The sequence below is a fragment of the Nautilia lithotrophica genome (assembly GCF_054656815.1).
Window position 1 is genome coordinate 129,771 of sequence record NZ_BAAHXN010000001.1, and the last position, 15,474, is coordinate 145,244.

Annotated in this window: 15 protein-coding genes; 10 read left to right on the forward strand and 5 right to left on the reverse strand. The window is 33.3% G+C overall.

Features of this window, described 5'->3' with window-relative positions; translation table 11 throughout:
- The first annotated feature begins 15 nt into the window (after positions 1-15).
- The 7 genes from ACYQ19_RS00655 to ACYQ19_RS00685 are packed head-to-tail and all read left to right on the forward strand — an operon-like array spanning position 16 to position 6,548.
- Entirely contained in the window at positions 16-249 is a 234-nt protein-coding gene (locus tag ACYQ19_RS00655) for a J domain-containing protein (RefSeq protein WP_459978227.1), read from the forward strand.
- The gene (locus tag ACYQ19_RS00660) at positions 246-845 is read left to right on the forward strand and encodes a phosphoribosyltransferase family protein (protein ID WP_459977340.1); all 600 of its coding nucleotides are present in this window, start codon (positions 246-248) and stop codon (positions 843-845) included. The genes ACYQ19_RS00655 and ACYQ19_RS00660 overlap by 4 nt, the downstream gene beginning before the upstream one ends.
- Complete coding sequence (locus tag ACYQ19_RS00665) at positions 845-3,013, forward strand: polyribonucleotide nucleotidyltransferase (RefSeq protein ID WP_459977342.1); 2,169 nt, start codon at positions 845-847, stop codon at positions 3,011-3,013. Before ACYQ19_RS00660 ends, ACYQ19_RS00665 begins: the two co-directional genes overlap by 1 nt.
- Positions 3,006-4,109, forward strand: coding sequence for a succinyldiaminopimelate transaminase (locus ACYQ19_RS00670; protein WP_459977344.1), 1,104 nt, complete (start codon positions 3,006-3,008; stop codon positions 4,107-4,109). The genes ACYQ19_RS00665 and ACYQ19_RS00670 overlap by 8 nt, the downstream gene beginning before the upstream one ends.
- Positions 4,106-4,567 (forward strand): hypothetical protein, encoded by a 462-nt coding sequence (locus ACYQ19_RS00675; protein WP_459977345.1) that lies wholly within the window; start codon positions 4,106-4,108, stop codon positions 4,565-4,567. The genes ACYQ19_RS00670 and ACYQ19_RS00675 overlap by 4 nt, the downstream gene beginning before the upstream one ends.
- Positions 4,564-5,868, forward strand: coding sequence for a UDP-N-acetylmuramate--L-alanine ligase (murC, locus tag ACYQ19_RS00680; RefSeq protein WP_459977347.1), 1,305 nt, complete (start codon positions 4,564-4,566; stop codon positions 5,866-5,868). The genes ACYQ19_RS00675 and murC overlap by 4 nt, the downstream gene beginning before the upstream one ends.
- Complete coding sequence (locus ACYQ19_RS00685; protein ID WP_459977348.1) at positions 5,865-6,548, forward strand: aspartate/glutamate racemase family protein; 684 nt, start codon at positions 5,865-5,867, stop codon at positions 6,546-6,548. Before murC ends, ACYQ19_RS00685 begins: the two co-directional genes overlap by 4 nt.
- On the opposite strand, the gene ACYQ19_RS00690 is transcribed toward ACYQ19_RS00685, so the two are convergent.
- Together ACYQ19_RS00690 and ACYQ19_RS00695 are read right to left on the reverse strand one after the other, a co-directional pair.
- A complete protein-coding gene (locus ACYQ19_RS00690; RefSeq protein ID WP_459977350.1) occupies positions 6,545-7,189 on the reverse strand; it encodes a bacterio-opsin activator in 645 nt (214 codons plus the stop codon). The genes ACYQ19_RS00685 and ACYQ19_RS00690 overlap by 4 nt on opposite strands.
- Complete coding sequence (locus ACYQ19_RS00695; RefSeq protein WP_459977352.1) at positions 7,186-8,037, reverse strand: KaiC domain-containing protein; 852 nt, start codon at positions 8,035-8,037, stop codon at positions 7,186-7,188. Before ACYQ19_RS00695 ends, ACYQ19_RS00690 begins: the two co-directional genes overlap by 4 nt.
- A 136-nt stretch (positions 8,038-8,173) precedes the next feature.
- On the opposite strand from ACYQ19_RS00695, the gene ACYQ19_RS00700 reads away from it, so the two are divergent.
- Positions 8,174-10,666, forward strand: a complete 2,493-nt coding sequence (locus tag ACYQ19_RS00700; protein WP_459977354.1) for an LVIVD repeat-containing protein — start codon at positions 8,174-8,176, stop codon at positions 10,664-10,666.
- 2 nt (positions 10,667-10,668) lie between these two features.
- On the opposite strand, the gene recG is transcribed toward ACYQ19_RS00700, so the two are convergent.
- Genes recG through ACYQ19_RS00715 form a run of 3 tightly spaced genes read right to left on the reverse strand, consistent with a single transcriptional unit; the run spans position 10,669 to position 14,192 of the window.
- A complete protein-coding gene (gene recG / locus ACYQ19_RS00705; RefSeq protein ID WP_459977357.1) occupies positions 10,669-12,450 on the reverse strand; it encodes an ATP-dependent DNA helicase RecG in 1,782 nt (593 codons plus the stop codon).
- A gap of 1 nt (position 12,451) precedes the next feature.
- A complete protein-coding gene (locus tag ACYQ19_RS00710) occupies positions 12,452-13,603 on the reverse strand; it encodes a M16 family metallopeptidase (protein ID WP_459977360.1) in 1,152 nt (383 codons plus the stop codon).
- Between the two features lie 28 nt (positions 13,604-13,631).
- Positions 13,632-14,192 carry a class II aldolase/adducin family protein gene (locus ACYQ19_RS00715; RefSeq protein WP_459977362.1) on the reverse strand — a complete coding sequence of 187 codons (561 nt, stop codon included), beginning with the start codon at positions 14,190-14,192 and terminating at the stop codon, positions 13,632-13,634.
- Positions 14,193-14,248: 56 nt separating this feature from the next.
- Between ACYQ19_RS00715 and rsmH the strand changes: the two genes are divergently transcribed.
- Together rsmH and ACYQ19_RS00725 are read left to right on the forward strand one after the other, a co-directional pair.
- Positions 14,249-15,169 carry a 16S rRNA (cytosine(1402)-N(4))-methyltransferase RsmH gene (gene rsmH / locus ACYQ19_RS00720; protein ID WP_459977364.1) on the forward strand — a complete coding sequence of 307 codons (921 nt, stop codon included), beginning with the start codon at positions 14,249-14,251 and terminating at the stop codon, positions 15,167-15,169.
- A 2-nt stretch (positions 15,170-15,171) separates the two neighbouring features.
- Positions 15,172-15,465: a hypothetical protein gene (locus tag ACYQ19_RS00725; protein WP_459977366.1), complete on the forward strand. Its 294-nt coding sequence runs from the start codon at positions 15,172-15,174 to the stop codon at positions 15,463-15,465.
- Positions 15,466-15,474: the final 9 nt, after the last annotated feature.

Sequence of the window (15,474 nt, forward strand, 5' to 3'; positions counted from 1 at the left end):
AAGTGGGCTTGTAAAATACTTAATGTTGCACCCCTTAGCAGTCTTGAAGACATTAACAAAAAATATAAAAAACTCGTTAAACAGCTCCATCCCGATATGAATAATCATAATGAAAATGATAAAATTATAGAAATAAACAGAGCTTATGAAATATTAAGAGATTATATAAGAAATTATAAATTCACATTTAGTGAAGATGAAATTTTAAGGCAATATCCAAGCGAATTTTTAAAAAAATTTAAGGTGTGAAATTGAAAAGATTTGAAAACAGAAACGAAGCTCTTGAAAAACTTCTATCTATCCTGGATATTAAAGCAGTGGATGATATGCTTGTAATCAGTATAAGTGAAAACGGAAATTTTTATGCCAGGGAAATAGCAATGAGAGGAGGGCTTCTTGAAGGTGATTTTCTATTTATTGAAGAGATAAAATCGCCGGAAAACAAAGAAACTTCCCTTGCAGCTATAAGTGAAACGAAGGATTATATCTTAATAGATGAGCTTATAGATGCATTTGAAATAACTGATGATTATGTTTTTAGCGAAGCAGAAAGGGTATATGAAGAGAAAATTTTACAAAATATATATAAATTTCGCGGTGGAGAGAGTATAATTTCATTACGCAATAGAAATGTTCTATTAGTAGATGAAGGAGCTAATACCGGCCTTACACTTTTATGTGCTATTAAAAGCTGTATATCCAAGCAAGCTGCGAGTATAAATGTTGCAGTTCCCGTAATTGCCAAAGAGACGGCAAGAGTTATCGAAAAACTTGTAGATAATACATATTTTGTTTACGAAATAGAAGACTTTGTTGATACTGATTTTTATTTTAAGGAGAAATAATGAGTTGTGTTGTAGAATTGAATGTTAATAACAGAAAACAGAAATTTGTTTTAAATAAAGTTGCAAAGCAGGCAAACGCTTCTGTATGGTTTGAAGACGGAAACACCGTAATGCTTGCTACATTAACATATAATCCGGATGAAATGGTTGAAGAGGACTTTGTTCCTTTGGTTGTTCAATATGTTGAAAAAGCGTATGCAGTAGGAAGAATACCTGCAGGGTTTGTAAAAAGAGAACAAAAACCAGGTGATTTTGAAACGCTTACCGCAAGAATTGTAGATAGAAGCCTCAGACCTCTTTTCCCGAAAGAATACGGATATAATACCGTTTTGACCATTATGACATTAAGTGCCGATGAAGACAGCGATTTACAAACTGCCGCAATGAATGCCGCGGCGGCTTGTATGTATTTAAGCGATCTGCCTTTTGCAAAAATGGTTTATGGCGTTAGGGCTACGAGAATTGACGGCGAACTTATTATAAACCCTACGCTTTCACAGCTTGAAAAAGGTGATTTTAACTTATTTGTTACAGGAACAAAAGACGAACTTTTAATGATAGAGTTTGCATCCCAGGGGCAGGAGGAAGTTGAAATTATCCCGGTTGATGATGTAATGCTTGACGGGGTGCCTGTTGAAAATACCCTTGTGAAATACAGAATTAACGAAATAAAAGAAGATGAACTTGTAGAAATCCTGCAGAAAGTTCAAGAAGCGATCAAAAAAGGCGCGGAAGCTTATGAGGAAGGTTTAAAATCATTTAAAAAAGAACCTATTAAATTTGAAGAAAGAAAAGAAGCGGATATAAGCGAATTTGTTGAGCTTATCAGAAGCAAATATTCAAATGAACTCAGAGATATAATTAAACACTTAAGCAAAAGCGAAAGAGACTATCTTCTTAAACAATTTGCAAGAAAAATATCATCCGCACTTGAAAAAGAAGAAGAGTTTGAAGATATTTTAAAAGCTGTAAAACAGGTAAAAAGAGAAATCGTAAGAAGTATGATTTTAGATGAGGGAATCAGGGCTGACGGCAGAAAACTTGACGAAATAAGACCTATTTCGATTGAGACTAACCTTCTTCCAAGAGCCCACGGAAGCTGTCTGTTTACAAGAGGGCAGACTCAGGCCTTGGCGGTTGCGACAAGAGGCGGTGATATGGATGCTCAGGTTTACGGAAACCTGACTGACAAAGAGGAAAAACTTGAAAAATTTATGCTTCATTACAACTTCCCGGCATTCAGTGTGGGAGAGGCCGAAAGATTAGGACCCCCAAGCAGAAGGGAGCTAGGACACGGAAATCTTGCAAAAAGAGCAATAGAGCCGCTTTTAGACCCGGAATTTGACGAAACGGTAAGAGTTGTTAGTGAAATACTTGAAAGCAACGGCTCATCGTCAATGGCAACCGTATGTGCCGCTTCACTTGCTATGAAAGCCGCAAAAGTTCCTCTTTTGAAAATGGCTGCGGGAATTGCTATGGGGCTTATAACAGAAGAAAACAGATACGCAATACTTACTGATATTATGGGACTTGAGGATCATGACGGAGATATGGACTTTAAAGTGGCCGGAACGTTTGACGGGATTACTGCAATGCAGATGGATATTAAACTTGGTGGAATATCGCTTGATATTTTAAAACAGGCTCTTTATCAGGCAAGAGACGCAAGAGCTTATATTTTAGAACTTATGGAAAACGCCGCAAAAGAGATTAAATACAATGAGGAAGTTCTTCCAAAAGCTTTAAGCTTTAAAGTAGAGCCTGATAAAATAATCGACATTATCGGAACTGCAGGTAAAACGGTAAAAGAGATAATTGCGAAATTCGGTGTGACGATAGACCTTGACAGAGATACAGGTAAAGTAAAAATATACGGGGAAGATCACGAATCGTTAAACGGAGCGAAAGATTATATATTAAACGTAATATGTAAAGACGACAAACCAAAAATTCCTGAATTTGAAATAGGCACCGTAATTGAGGGTGAAATTAAAAGAATTACCGATTTTGGAATGTTTGTAGAGCTTGTTCCAGGTGTTGAAGGACTGCTTCACAAATCCAAACTAAACGGAAGATCGCTTAATGATTTCACCGAAGGGACTAAAATAAAAGTAAAAGTCTTATCACAAAGCGGATTTAAAATCGAACTAGCACTAGCGGATGGGTAAAATGTTTGAAAAGTATCCTTTTGAAAAACTAAACGAATTATTAAAAGATATCGAACCTGAAACTGAAAAAAGATATATTTTAACAATAGGGGAGCCTCAGTTTGAAACCCCTGAATTTATACAAAATGAACTTTGTAAAAATACTAACTATTTAAACAAATATCCTAAAACTGCAGGTGAAGAGGATTTGAAAAAGGCACAGAGGGATTTTGTTAAAAGAAGATATCAACTTGAACTATCACCAGAGCAGCTTCTTCCGACATTCGGGACAAGGGAGGTTCTTTTTAACTTTCCGCTTTTTTTGAAACCAAAAAAGAGCGCATTTCCGAATCCTTTTTACCAGATATATGAAGGTGCGGCGATTGCTGCGGGAAGTGAAATAAAATATATGCCTCTTACAAAAGAAAACAACTTTAAAAACACTATTTCACAGCTTGACGGGGATGAGGATTTTATAATTTTAAACACACCCAATAACCCTACGGCAAGTGTAATGAGTCTTGACGAGCTTTGCGACTGGGTCGAATATGCGTTGAAAAAAGACGTTGTGATATTAAGCGATGAATGTTACAGCGAGCTTTATTTTGATGAAAAACCTGCTTCAATATTACAGGCCTGTGTTAAAGTCGGAAACAGAAATTTTAAAAACATTCTTGCGATAAATTCGATTTCCAAAAGAAGTTCGGCACCGGGACTTAGAAGCGGTTTTATAGCCGGGGATGGTGAAATATTAAAAAACTATCTTCAATTCAGGACGTATGTGGGATGTGCATCGCCGCTTCCTTTGCAGCTTGCCGCGGCGAAAGCCTGGAGTGAAGATTCGCATGTTGAAAAATTCAGGGAAGAATACAGAAAAAATTTTGAAATAGCCAAAGAGATTTTGAACGTTGAAATACCTAAAGCCACTTTTTATATATGGCTTGAGGTGGAAGATGATATCGAATTTACCAAAGAAGCATGGAAGAGGGGGGTAAAAGTTATGCCCGGGCGTTTTATGGGCAGAGTCGGTGCAGGTGAAGGGTATGTGAGAATAGCACTCGTATATTCCCCCGAGGAAACTAAAGAAGCATTAAAAATAATAAAGGAGCTGTTATGAGCATAGCAAAGCAGTATGAAATTTTGGAAGAGTTGATGAATAAAAACAAAGATGAAGAAATAAACGAAGTTTTCAGAAAAATACTTGAAGAAACGTTTAAACTTATAAACGAAAAAATTGAAAAGGAAAAAACCCTTGACGTAAATGACCCGGAAGAAGCCGCGGCAATCAGGGCTATGTTTGAATATATGCTTGAACTTTGGGACGAACAGGCAATAGAAGAAGCAAAAGCCGTGGGATATGATATGGTTTATCTTGTTGATGATAAAAAATTAAAAGAGATGTTCAGTATGTTTGTAATCGGAATGCTTGCAGGCCTTACTCTTGATGAATTTTTTGAAAAATATGTAAAAAGCGATAAAGTTTACAAAGATATGTTTTTTACCGAATTCGATGACAAAATAGATGATTTGGTTGTAAGATACAAAGATAAATTTAAAGAGGAGTTCAGCGCTTGAAAATCCATTTTGTAGGTATAGGCGGAATAGGTTTAAGCGGTCTTGCGAGATATATGAAGGCAAAAGGCCATATAATAAGCGGAAGTGATATAGCAGATACAAAACTTACAAAGCAGCTAAAAAGCGAAGGTATAAATATAAATATACCGCATTACGCAGAATCTATAAAAGACCAGGATATAATAGTGCATACTGCCGTTGCCAAACCTGACAATCCGGAACTTTTAGAGGCTAAAAAAAGAGGTATAAAGACACTCAGCAGAAGGGAGTTTCTGCCTTTTGTCGTAAATGATAAAAAAGTTTTGGCGGTATGCGGTGCTCACGGCAAAAGCACAACTTCCGCGATACTTGCTTCCATTCTTCCAAACACCAATGCAATTATAGGTGCGGAAAGTAAGGATTTCGGAAGCAATATGAGATATACCGGGAGCGAATACCTTGTATTTGAAGCAGATGAGAGTGACGGCAGTTTTATAGACTCTAATCCTTATATTGCTGTGGTGACGAACACCGAACCTGAGCATATGGAATATTACGACCATGATCTTGAGCGTTTTTACGGACATTACGAAATTTTTTTGAAAAAAGCGCATATCAGGATTGCAAACGGGGATGACGAATTTATAAAAAAGCTCTCTTTTCCGGTTAAGAAAGTATCCGTAAAAGAAGCAAAAAACATAAGATACGAATTAATAGAAAACAAACCGAAAACCGTATTTGAATATAAGGGATATGATTTTGAAGTTTACGGGTTTGGGGAACATTTGGTTATTGATGCGATTTTAGCGATTGAAGCTGCAAGTGAACTTATATCTTTTGAAGAAATTCAGCAAAATATAAAAAATTACCAGGGAATAAAAAAGAGGTTTGACATACTTCAAAAAAGTGATGATTTTATTTTAATAGACGATTACGGGCATCATCCTACAGAAATAAAAGCAACCCTTCATAGTGCCAGAATTTTTGCTAAACTAAACGGCATTGATAAAGTAACCGCAATATGGCAACCTCACAAATACAGCAGAACGATTGACAACCTCGATGCGTTTATAGAATGTTTCAACGAAGCGGACGAACTTGTGATACTTCCTGTATGGGAAGCGGGTGAAGAACCTGTTGATATTGATTTTCCGGGACTTTTTGCAAAGTATAATCCTATATTTGCAAATCGTTTAAAAGCTGATAGTAATATTATTATGTTAACTAATGAAGATGGGAAAACTATTAAAGAAATAAAAGAAGGTCTTGTTATAGGATTCGGGGCCGGGGATATAACGTATCAATTGAGAGGAGTAATATGAGAACTTGCGGGCTTATAGGGGGAATGAGCTGGGAGAGCAGTGCGGAATATTATAAAATTATAAACGAAGAAATTAATAAAAAACTCGGAAATTTACACAGCGGCAAAATCATTCTTTTCAGTGTGGATTTTGAAGAAATAGCCCAGCAGCAAAGAAAGGGAGACTGGAAGGGAAGTGCAAAAACCCTTTCAAAGGCTGCTATCTCTTTGGAAAGGGCCGGTGCTGATTTTATAATGATTACGACAAATACAATGCACAAGGTTGCGGATGATGTAAAAAATGCGGTAAATGTCCCTTTAGTAGATATAAGGGATGTCATTATAGAAAAGATAAAAAAAGAGAATTTAAATTCTGTTTTACTGCTTGGGACAAAGTTTACCATGGAAGATGATTTTTATTTGGATTATTTGAAAAACGGAGGAATCAATGTAATCGTCCCGAATAAAGATCACAGGGATTTGATTCACAAAGTTATATTTGATGAGCTGTGTCTTGGAATTATGAAAGACTCTTCCAAAAAAGAGTTTTTAAAAATTATCAGTTCATACAATACAGATGGCGTAATATTGGGATGCACGGAAATAGGAATGCTTGTAATGCAGGAAGATTTGAAAATCAAAGTTTTGGATACTACAATAATTCACGCCAAAAAGGCGGTTGAGCTGATGATAAAAGATTAAAATCCTTTCATCTGCAAATATTCTTTTATTTCTTTAAGAAGCATTGCCGGGTTTTTAAGAGGGTAGTGTATGTTTTGTAAAACTTCTTCTGCTTTAAATCCTTTTATTTCTATGTTTTTGAGTTTTTCTTTAAGTGTTTTTGAATCCGTTATAGGATATTTTATACCTTTTATGTTTTTCAATACCAGATATGCCCATGGTGCTTCGCATTGAGCTACGGCTTCTTGTGAGATGTATCTGCAGTATTCCATAACAGTTTGGGAATCTTCGCCTTCTTTTACAAGTTTATACGCAAGTTTTGCAATACCACCGGCTGTATGGACTCTTAATTCTTTTTTTTCTTCCTGTGTAAGTTCGTCAATGTGTTCTATTTTATACAGGGCAAGGTTCGGATCAGCTCTTAAAATTTGTCTTATGGTATTTCTTGTAAGACCTATAAATTCAGCGATTTCATCTTCTGTTTTAATGTATTCTTCCCTTAAAACTATTGCAAAAGCAGCGCGTGCGATACTCGGAAGCCATGTAAGGGTTCTGTATTGTGCAAGTTTGTCAAGACCGCCCAGTAAATCTATGCATTTAAAAAACACCCTTTCGGCAAGATATTTTATTTCATTTTCGTTTATGTTTATTTCAAGAATCATTTTTCACCTCCTATTGTGTTTCCTATTTTTACTATTCCCGTGTCTGTAATTTCAAGCAGTCTCACTTTTGTATCATGGCCGCATATTCTACACCCGTCGATTCTGAAAAGTCTTATTATTTCGCCTATCGGTTTGTTGTAAAGTCTGGCTTTGTAACTTGAATCTATAACTTCCTTACTTAAAACAATAGTGCCATCCACTATGTGTCCAACGGCGTAACCTCCCGCCGCTTCCGAACTTAATATATCATGACCGCTTCTTTTTTGGGAAATTAATATGCTCGTCTGATACCATTTTTTTAAAAAATTGTAAATCATTCTCACAATTGTCCTTGCCATCATTTCTTTATTTTCAAAAAATCCTGTTACCGAATCTATGACCACGTTTTTAATGTCGTATTCTTTTATTGCATAAGCCAGTGTGTTTAGAAAAGTCGGAATTTCGTCTCTTAATTTGTAATGAGATGTGGCGTCTATAAATATAATGTTTTCATCAATAACCTTATCGTCGATATTCATAGCTTTTGCTCTCATTTTCATGCCCGTAACCACAAAATTGGCAGGGGTTTCGAGTGTAACAAAACACACTTTTTCAAACTGGGCTCTGTGGATTGCAAATTGTTCCGCTATTAAACTTTTTCCGGTATCGTTAATTCCGGTTAAATTGCATACGCTGTATTTCGGCATTCCGCCAAGAGGTTTTTTAACGGGCTTTCCGTTTTGTATTTCAGCTGTAAAAAACAGCTCGTCAAGCCCTTCAATTCCGGTTGAAACGCCTTTAAGCTCCGGTGCTTTTTTTAACGCCTCTTTTGCGGTTATTATTGATTCACTAATTATTTCTTTATCCATACCGACCTCTTTTTTATAAATATTTTATCCTAAAAAAAATTGAATATCAAATAAATGTATTTAATAATAAGTTAATAAGCTATTAATTTTTGATTAATTTTATGTTATAATATATAAAGTGAAAAAGGAGGCTAAAATGAAAAAAATAAAATTTATTTTAATATTAATTAGCCTTATATTGGCAGCTTTTTTAATAAGTTGTGGAGGTGGAGGAAGTGGAACGTCAAATAATGAAACAAATTATTATTACGGCACAGCGAAGCTTGGGAATTTAGCAAATGCAAAAGTTGAAATATATGAAGTAGAAAATAATGGTAGTTTAAAATTAAAATGGATAGAGATAACTTCTAATGGAAATTCTTTAAATGATATAGGAAAGTTTAATTTACATTCTAATGAATTAAAACAAGATGTTTTTTATGTTTATAAAGTTAGTGGTGGTCATGATTGGGATGCTGATGATGATGGTGTTATGGATAATAACTACACTATTAATAAAGGAATAATAAGAGCTATCGCAAAAGGTGAAGACATTATAGAAGCAGGTAATGATTTCAAAGTTACTATGATAAGTGAAATAGTATATGAAAAAGTCGCAAAAACATTAAAATATAATTTTAATCAAAGCACTTTTGAAAAAATTTTAAATGAAAAGATAGCCAAAGTAATTAAAGATATTGATTCAAATGGAATAATTGATAATAAAGATTTAATAATTTTTGATCCTGTAGTTCATAAAAATTTTTTAACTGAATTTTACAAAATTAAAAAAAATGAAATAATAGAAAAAATTCATAATAACGAACAGCCTCTTAATTCAATATCTCATCAATTAAGTATTTATAAAACTTTAGGCAAAGCTATAAATGTAACAATTTCAGAGGATGGAAAAAAAGCATATATTATAAATGATAATGACGAATTAGAAGTAGTTGATATAAGTGATCCTTTGCATCCGAGATTTATTGATCGAACATATGATGGCACTGGCGATAATTTCAAAGACATTGTTATTAAAAATGGAATATCATATATTGCAAACGGGAGTGAAGGATTTTTAATTGCAGATATTAGCGACCCATCTAATATTATTACTTATTCAAGATTAAATATTAATGGAATAACAAAAAGAGTGATTTATTCTGAAAAAAATCCTTTTTACAATAGACCAATGGCATATTTAGCAAATAGTTCCAAAGGTTTTTTGATGGTAGAAATTGATGATTTTTTATCTATAGATAGTTCGTATAATGTTGCATATATAAATGATTTAGCTATATCAAGTGATGAATCTACAGCTTTGATTGTAACAGACTATGATGGTGGTTCAACTCTTAAAGGTTTTTATATTTTAGACATAAGTAATGTTGGACAAATTATTAAAAAATCTATATATGATACACAAGCAAACGCTTATGACGTAACAATTTCAAATGATAATAAAACAGCTTATATATTTGGAGATTGTGGATTAATTGCATTGGATATAAATAACACATCAAATCCGAAACTTTTAGATACTTATTCATTTAGAGGAAAGAGTATTGCATTGTCAAAAAATAATAAAAAAATATTTGCCGTAGATAATAAACTTGCTGTGTTTGACGTAAGTAATCCAAAACAAATACAAAAGTTAAGTGAATTGAATCTTTCGGATACAGCATATAAAATTGTTCTTTCAAGTGACGAATCAAAAGCTTATGTTGCAGTGGGCAATAGCGGTCTAGAAATTTTGGATATAAATGATACTACATTTTACAATTATGTTATTAGTTCTTATGATGCAAGTGTATATGAAATTTTGATATCAAAAGATAAGACAAAAGCTTTTGTCTTAAGCGATAAAGGATTTTTAATTTTAGATATCAGTAGTGTAAATGATATAAAATTATTGGGTTCATATAATATATACGGATATAATATTATACTTTCAAACGATGAATCGAAAGCATTTATTGTAAATAATGACGGCTTAGCAATACTTGATATAAGTGATCCAAAAAATCCAAATGTTTTAGGGGGTTATAATGCATCGGATCCAGTGATGGATGTAGTGTTATCAAAAAATGAAAATACGGCCTTTATATTAAGCGGGGAAAATATTATATCAATTGATATAAGTAATCCATCTCATCCAAATTTTATTTTTAAGTATTATTTAAATTCATATGGAGAAGGTATTGATATATCTAAAGATGGAAAAACTGCATTTATTGCGGCAGGTAATGATGGTTTAATGGAACTGAATGTTACTGATCCTTCAAATATAAGATTGATAAATACATATAGAACTAATACAAAAGCATATGATGTTTTAACTATGAATGATTCAATTATATATATTATATGTAAAGATGAAATAGAAGTAGTAGATATAAGTGATTTGAATAATCCTCAATATATCACCAGTATAATAAGTGGTGATATTAAAAAATCTGATGTAAATTCTAAAATTTACATTGCTTATAATAATTCAATTTATGCTTATGATATAAGCAATGTTTCTTATCCAAAAAAATTAAAAACCTATAAACCTTTTGTAAATTGTTATCATATTGGTATTGTTAATGAAAACAAAGAAATTTTTCTTTGTGATTTAAATATGGTAGATTTTACATTGTATAAATAGGTCTAAATTTGCATATATCTTTTTACATTTTCAAGAATATGTATGTCTCTAACCTCATCAAAATATTTAAAACTCTCCCCGCTTTGGGCCTTTCCGTCAAGCAGATCGCCGGATTTTCTGAATTCCAAATCAAGTTCCGCTATTTTAAAGCCGTCAAGCGTGTTTGCAAATGCTTGCAGTCGTTTGTTGTTTTTGTCGTTTGTGTATAAAAAGCAGTATCCTTTCTGTCCGTATCTGCCCACCCTTCCTCTTAACTGGTGAAGTGTGGCAAGTCCCAGCCTTTCGGCACCCACAATTACAATGGTGGTTAAGCGCGGCAGGGAAATTCCTACTTCAATTACCGTTGTTGTTATCAGTATGTTTCCTTTTTCCCGGAATTCTATAAGAATCTCTTCTTTGTTTTTGTCTTTTCCATGCGTAATATACACACCCTCAAAATATTTAAGCCAGAAATCTTTTCCTTCTTCTATGCTTTGATAATTGAAATTTTCCGATTCCTCTACAAGAGGATATACTATTACTATCTGATTTCCTGAAGCTATTTCGTTTTGGATGTGGGCTAAAAGGTGTTTAAAATCTTCTTTTGAAATTATTTTAGTATCTATGTCTTTTTTAAAAGGAAGCTCTTTTATAAGGCTTACATTTACAAAGCTGCTCATAATAAGGGCCTGCGTTCTCGGAATAGGGGTTGCACTGAACTGAAAATAATGGGGAACTTTTGCGCCCGATGAAGTCAGTTTTTCAAGTTTTGCTCTTTGGTTTGTTCCGAATCTGTGCTGTTCGTCAACCATTATCACATTTACCTGAGGAAGGTTTTGATACAAAAGGGCGTGGGTTCCTATTAAAAGGTTTGCGTTTTGTATATCTTCTTCGCTGAATTTACTCTTTTGTGTTACCAAAACTATCTTAAATTTTTCATTTTTCATTTTTAATTTTTCACTAATTAGGTATTTTTTGGCTTCTTCATATATCTGGTTTGCCAAAATGGAAGTCGGACACATAATAATGGATTTTTTTGCCATGTATGCGGTTGTGAGCATTACAATCGTTTTTCCGCTTCCGACATCTCCTATAACAACCCTTCTTGCCTGCAGAGGTTTTGAAATGTCTGTTTTTATGTCATTGATTACTTTTATCTGATCGTTTGTGAGTTTAAACGGAAGAGAATTAATAAAAGGCGTGGGATCAGCTTTTATAGTGAAAGAAGGCAGTTTTACTTTTTTGTTTTTGAGTCTGTTTAGATAATTGAAAATTTCTGCCCATTTCAGCGCATATGTTATTTTTTTCTCATCCGTATGTTCCGGGGTTTGCGGAAAATGCATAAAAAAAAGCGTTTTTGCTATTTTTTCGGGCAGGATTGAGAGGTTTTGAAGGGTTACATAACGTTTTATAAGCGCCCTGATGGTTCTTATATTCAGATTTGTTTTATATAAGGGTGTGATTTCATTGATTCTTGTGATCGGTTTTGGCTGGACAATCTGATGGTTTTTGACTTCGCCTCTTATATAAAGCGTGTTGCCGGGTTTAAATACGCTTTCGTGCCACTTTTTAAACTGAAAAAACACACCCCATATTATCTGGTTTATGTTTTTTAAATAAAATTTGACTCTTGTTACTTTTTGGGACTTTTTAATTTCAATTATCTCTGCTTCAAAAGCCTGGGAGGAGGGCAAAATATAAGGGTATAGATGGTTGTCTTCATATTCTTTCGGTTTTATAAGGGCAAGTTCGAGTGGTGATTTTACACCTATTTTTTTCAGTTTTTCCAGATCTTCTTTTGTCATTTTATTCTTTCGTAACGATTGAAAAAGTTATTTCTTTTATTTCCGGATGTTTTTTTATAAAATCGTTAATTTCGTCCAAAGAAGTGTTTTTGATCAGTTCAAGTTCTTTTTCATAATAATTCTCAGGCAGTTCAAGATAAAATTCATTAAATTTTTTAAGCAGTCTTTGATTTAACGTTTCGTTTCTTAAAGGTTCGCTTCCGATTAAAAACTGCTTGGCCTGAGTGAGCTCCTCTTCACTTATTCCGTTTGTTTGAAACTCTTCTATCATTTCTTTGACAAGGTTCAGAGCATCGTTGCTGTTTTCGAGTTTTGTCTGAAGGTATCCGCTTAGAAGTCTGTAGGTTTTTCTAAATGCATTGCTGGCGTATGCGGAATACGCATAACCTCTTTTTACCCGGATCTCTTCCATCATTCTGCTTCCAAAGCCGCCAGCGCCTAAAATAAATGTCGCTATTTTGGCAAGGTGAAGCTCTTTTTTGTAATCAACGTCAAAAGGGGCCGCAAAATGAATATAGCTCTGTTCCACATTTTTGTAATGGTATATGTTTTCATTCTTTTTAGGAATAAAAAAAGGAGTTTTTTCTTTTTCGGGGCTGAAAAGTTTAGTTATTTCTTCCAAATTCTGTTTTTTGCCTCCGTTAATGACAATATATTCTTTTTTAAATAAAGAATTGTAAAAATTTTCAATATCGTTTAGTGTTATATTTTGAACGTTTTCACCAATTACCGGATATTCTAACGGCGTATTTTTAAATATAGATTTAAAGAGGTTTTTACTTGCAAGATAATCATTGTCATTTTGTTTGTTTTGTATTTTTGCCCGGATTTCATTTTTTGATTTTTCAAAACTCTCTTTTGTAATGTTTGGGGAAGTAATTATTTCTTTTAAAAGGTTTAGGGCTTTATTCTGTTTATCGTTGAGGAATTTTATTGAAAAAGTAAAAAATTCCCTGTTTACGCTTGTATGAAACTCTATCGCGTCCTGGTCTGTTAATGAATAAAATTTTTCTTTTTTTAAAAGTGAGCCTTTGGTATTGAAAATATGGCTTAAAAAATAAGCCACACCTTCTTTTGCGAATATGCTTCCGGCATTTTTTACAACTATTTCTATTATACTTCTTCCAAGGTTATCCTGTTCAAAAATTATCAATTTCTCTCCTTTATTTTCTTTATTTCTTTTAATGAGGGCTGTTTAGCAGTATTGTGGCTGAATTTTCCAGAATAATCGCTTTTTTAATAGCTTCTTTTATATCCCTTGCAATAATATAAACGCCAAAACCTCTGATAATGACGATATTTTTATCTTTTAAGTTTTTAGAGATTATGAAATCCTTGTTTTCTTCCCATTTTTGGGCGTCGTCTATTTCTATTATTTTTACCTTATCAAGAATCTGCTGCCCCTGGTAGTCTATAGGTTTAAAGTATGTGTGTTCTAATGAATATGTGATAATGTTTAAAGGGAAAACGTTAAGAATAGTCTTTGCGTATGAGATGTCTTTATATATTCTTGCGTGGATATTTATATCCGATGATGTTTCTTTCCAGGAAAGGTCTTTTTTATTGATATGAACGATTTTACAGAAATCATCTTCATATATGGATTTGTTATGGTTGTTTATAATCATTTTATCGTTTTCAAGTTTTAAAGATATACTTCCTATTCCTAAATTCAACATATTTTTTTCATATAAAATTTTTGCAGTCAGTTTATATTCGTCAAGAATCGTTGAAACTACCAAGCTTAGCCTTTTTTGTTATAATTATACAATATTAATTGAGAATGGAGAATTGAAAATTGAGAATTGAAGAAATACCTCATATACCGGTTCTATTGAATGAAACTATAGGATTATATAAAGATATGCCAAAGAATGGTTATTTTATCGACTGCACTTTGGGGTTTGGGGGACACAGCGAAGCAATTTTAACCGCTTATCCGGATATAAAGCTTATAGGTATAGATCAAGACGCCGAAGCCATGGAATTTGCAAAAAAAAGACTTTCTAAATTCGGTGATAGGGTGCAGTTTATAAACAAAAGAGCATCATCTGCTTTAAAAGAGCTTCCTCAAGATTTGCCTGTTTCCGGAATACTTGCCGACATCGGGGTTAGCAGTTATCAGCTTGACAACCCCCAGAGGGGTTTTACTTTTGAGAGTGAAGAACTTGATATGAGAATGGATAAAACACAGGATTTCAGTGCAAGGGAAGTTTTGAATTTTTATTCCAGGGAAGATTTGGAAAAAATTATCAGAGATTATGGAGAATGCAGAAGATACAAAAAAGTGGTAAATACAATAATTTCAAAAAGACCTATTAAATCAAACAGAGAATTTGCCGATATATTAGGACAAGTTGGCCTTAAAGACAAAAAAGATCTGGCAAGAATATTTCAGGCCATTAGAATTGAAGTCAACAATGAATTAAACGAGCTTGAAAAAATATTGGAAAATTCCAAAAAACTGGCAAAAGCCGGAACTATTTTGGGTATAATAACTTTCCATTCGCTGGAAGACAGAATAGTAAAAAACACTTTTAAAGAATGGTCTAAAAAATGTATCTGTCCGCCTGAAGCAATAAGATGTGAATGCGGCGGAAATAACGAATTAGGGAAAATATTAACAAAAAAACCTCTAACAGCTTCAAAAGAGGAGATTAAAAACAATCCAAGAAGCAGAAGCGCAAAACTTAGGGGGTTTCAATTTAATAGGGGATAGGGATGAATGCAGAAATTCAAACTCATGAAAAAGCGGAACTTTTAGAAAATATAGAAGAATATATCGAACAAGAGTCTCTCTCAAAGACAATTGTAAGAAACCTTATATTAACGATTATATTTTCTTTAACAATACTTTTTCCAAAAATTTACATATCTTCTGAAATTTACATAAAATCTGTTCAAATAAATAAACTTTTAAATGAATACTATTCCCTAAAAGCTGAAAATTCACTTCTTGCTTCCAAAATTGAAAAAATTAAATTTAAAAACAGAATGGAAAAACTGACTTTTTAACTTCACTGC

Excerpts from the sequence above, each read along its gene's own strand:
- ACYQ19_RS00695 (WP_459977352.1), bottom strand. The coding sequence starts at position 8,037 with ATGGATAAAGAAATAATTAGTGAATCAATAATAACCGCAAAAGAGGCG.
- ACYQ19_RS00700 (WP_459977354.1), top strand. The coding sequence starts at position 8,174 with ATGAAAAAAATAAAATTTATTTTAATATTAATTAGCCTTATATTGGCA.
- ACYQ19_RS00725 (WP_459977366.1), top strand. The coding sequence starts at position 15,172 with ATGAATGCAGAAATTCAAACTCATGAAAAAGCGGAACTTTTAGAAAAT.
- ACYQ19_RS00665 (WP_459977342.1), top strand. The coding sequence starts at position 845 with ATGAGTTGTGTTGTAGAATTGAATGTTAATAACAGAAAACAGAAATTT.
- ACYQ19_RS00690 (WP_459977350.1), bottom strand. The coding sequence starts at position 7,189 with ATGATTCTTGAAATAAACATAAACGAAAATGAAATAAAATATCTTGCC.
- ACYQ19_RS00670 (WP_459977344.1), top strand. The coding sequence starts at position 3,006 with ATGGGTAAAATGTTTGAAAAGTATCCTTTTGAAAAACTAAACGAATTA.
- recG (WP_459977357.1), bottom strand. The coding sequence starts at position 12,450 with ATGACAAAAGAAGATCTGGAAAAACTGAAAAAAATAGGTGTAAAATCA.
- ACYQ19_RS00675 (WP_459977345.1), top strand. The coding sequence starts at position 4,106 with ATGAGCATAGCAAAGCAGTATGAAATTTTGGAAGAGTTGATGAATAAA.
- ACYQ19_RS00685 (WP_459977348.1), top strand. The coding sequence starts at position 5,865 with ATGAGAACTTGCGGGCTTATAGGGGGAATGAGCTGGGAGAGCAGTGCG.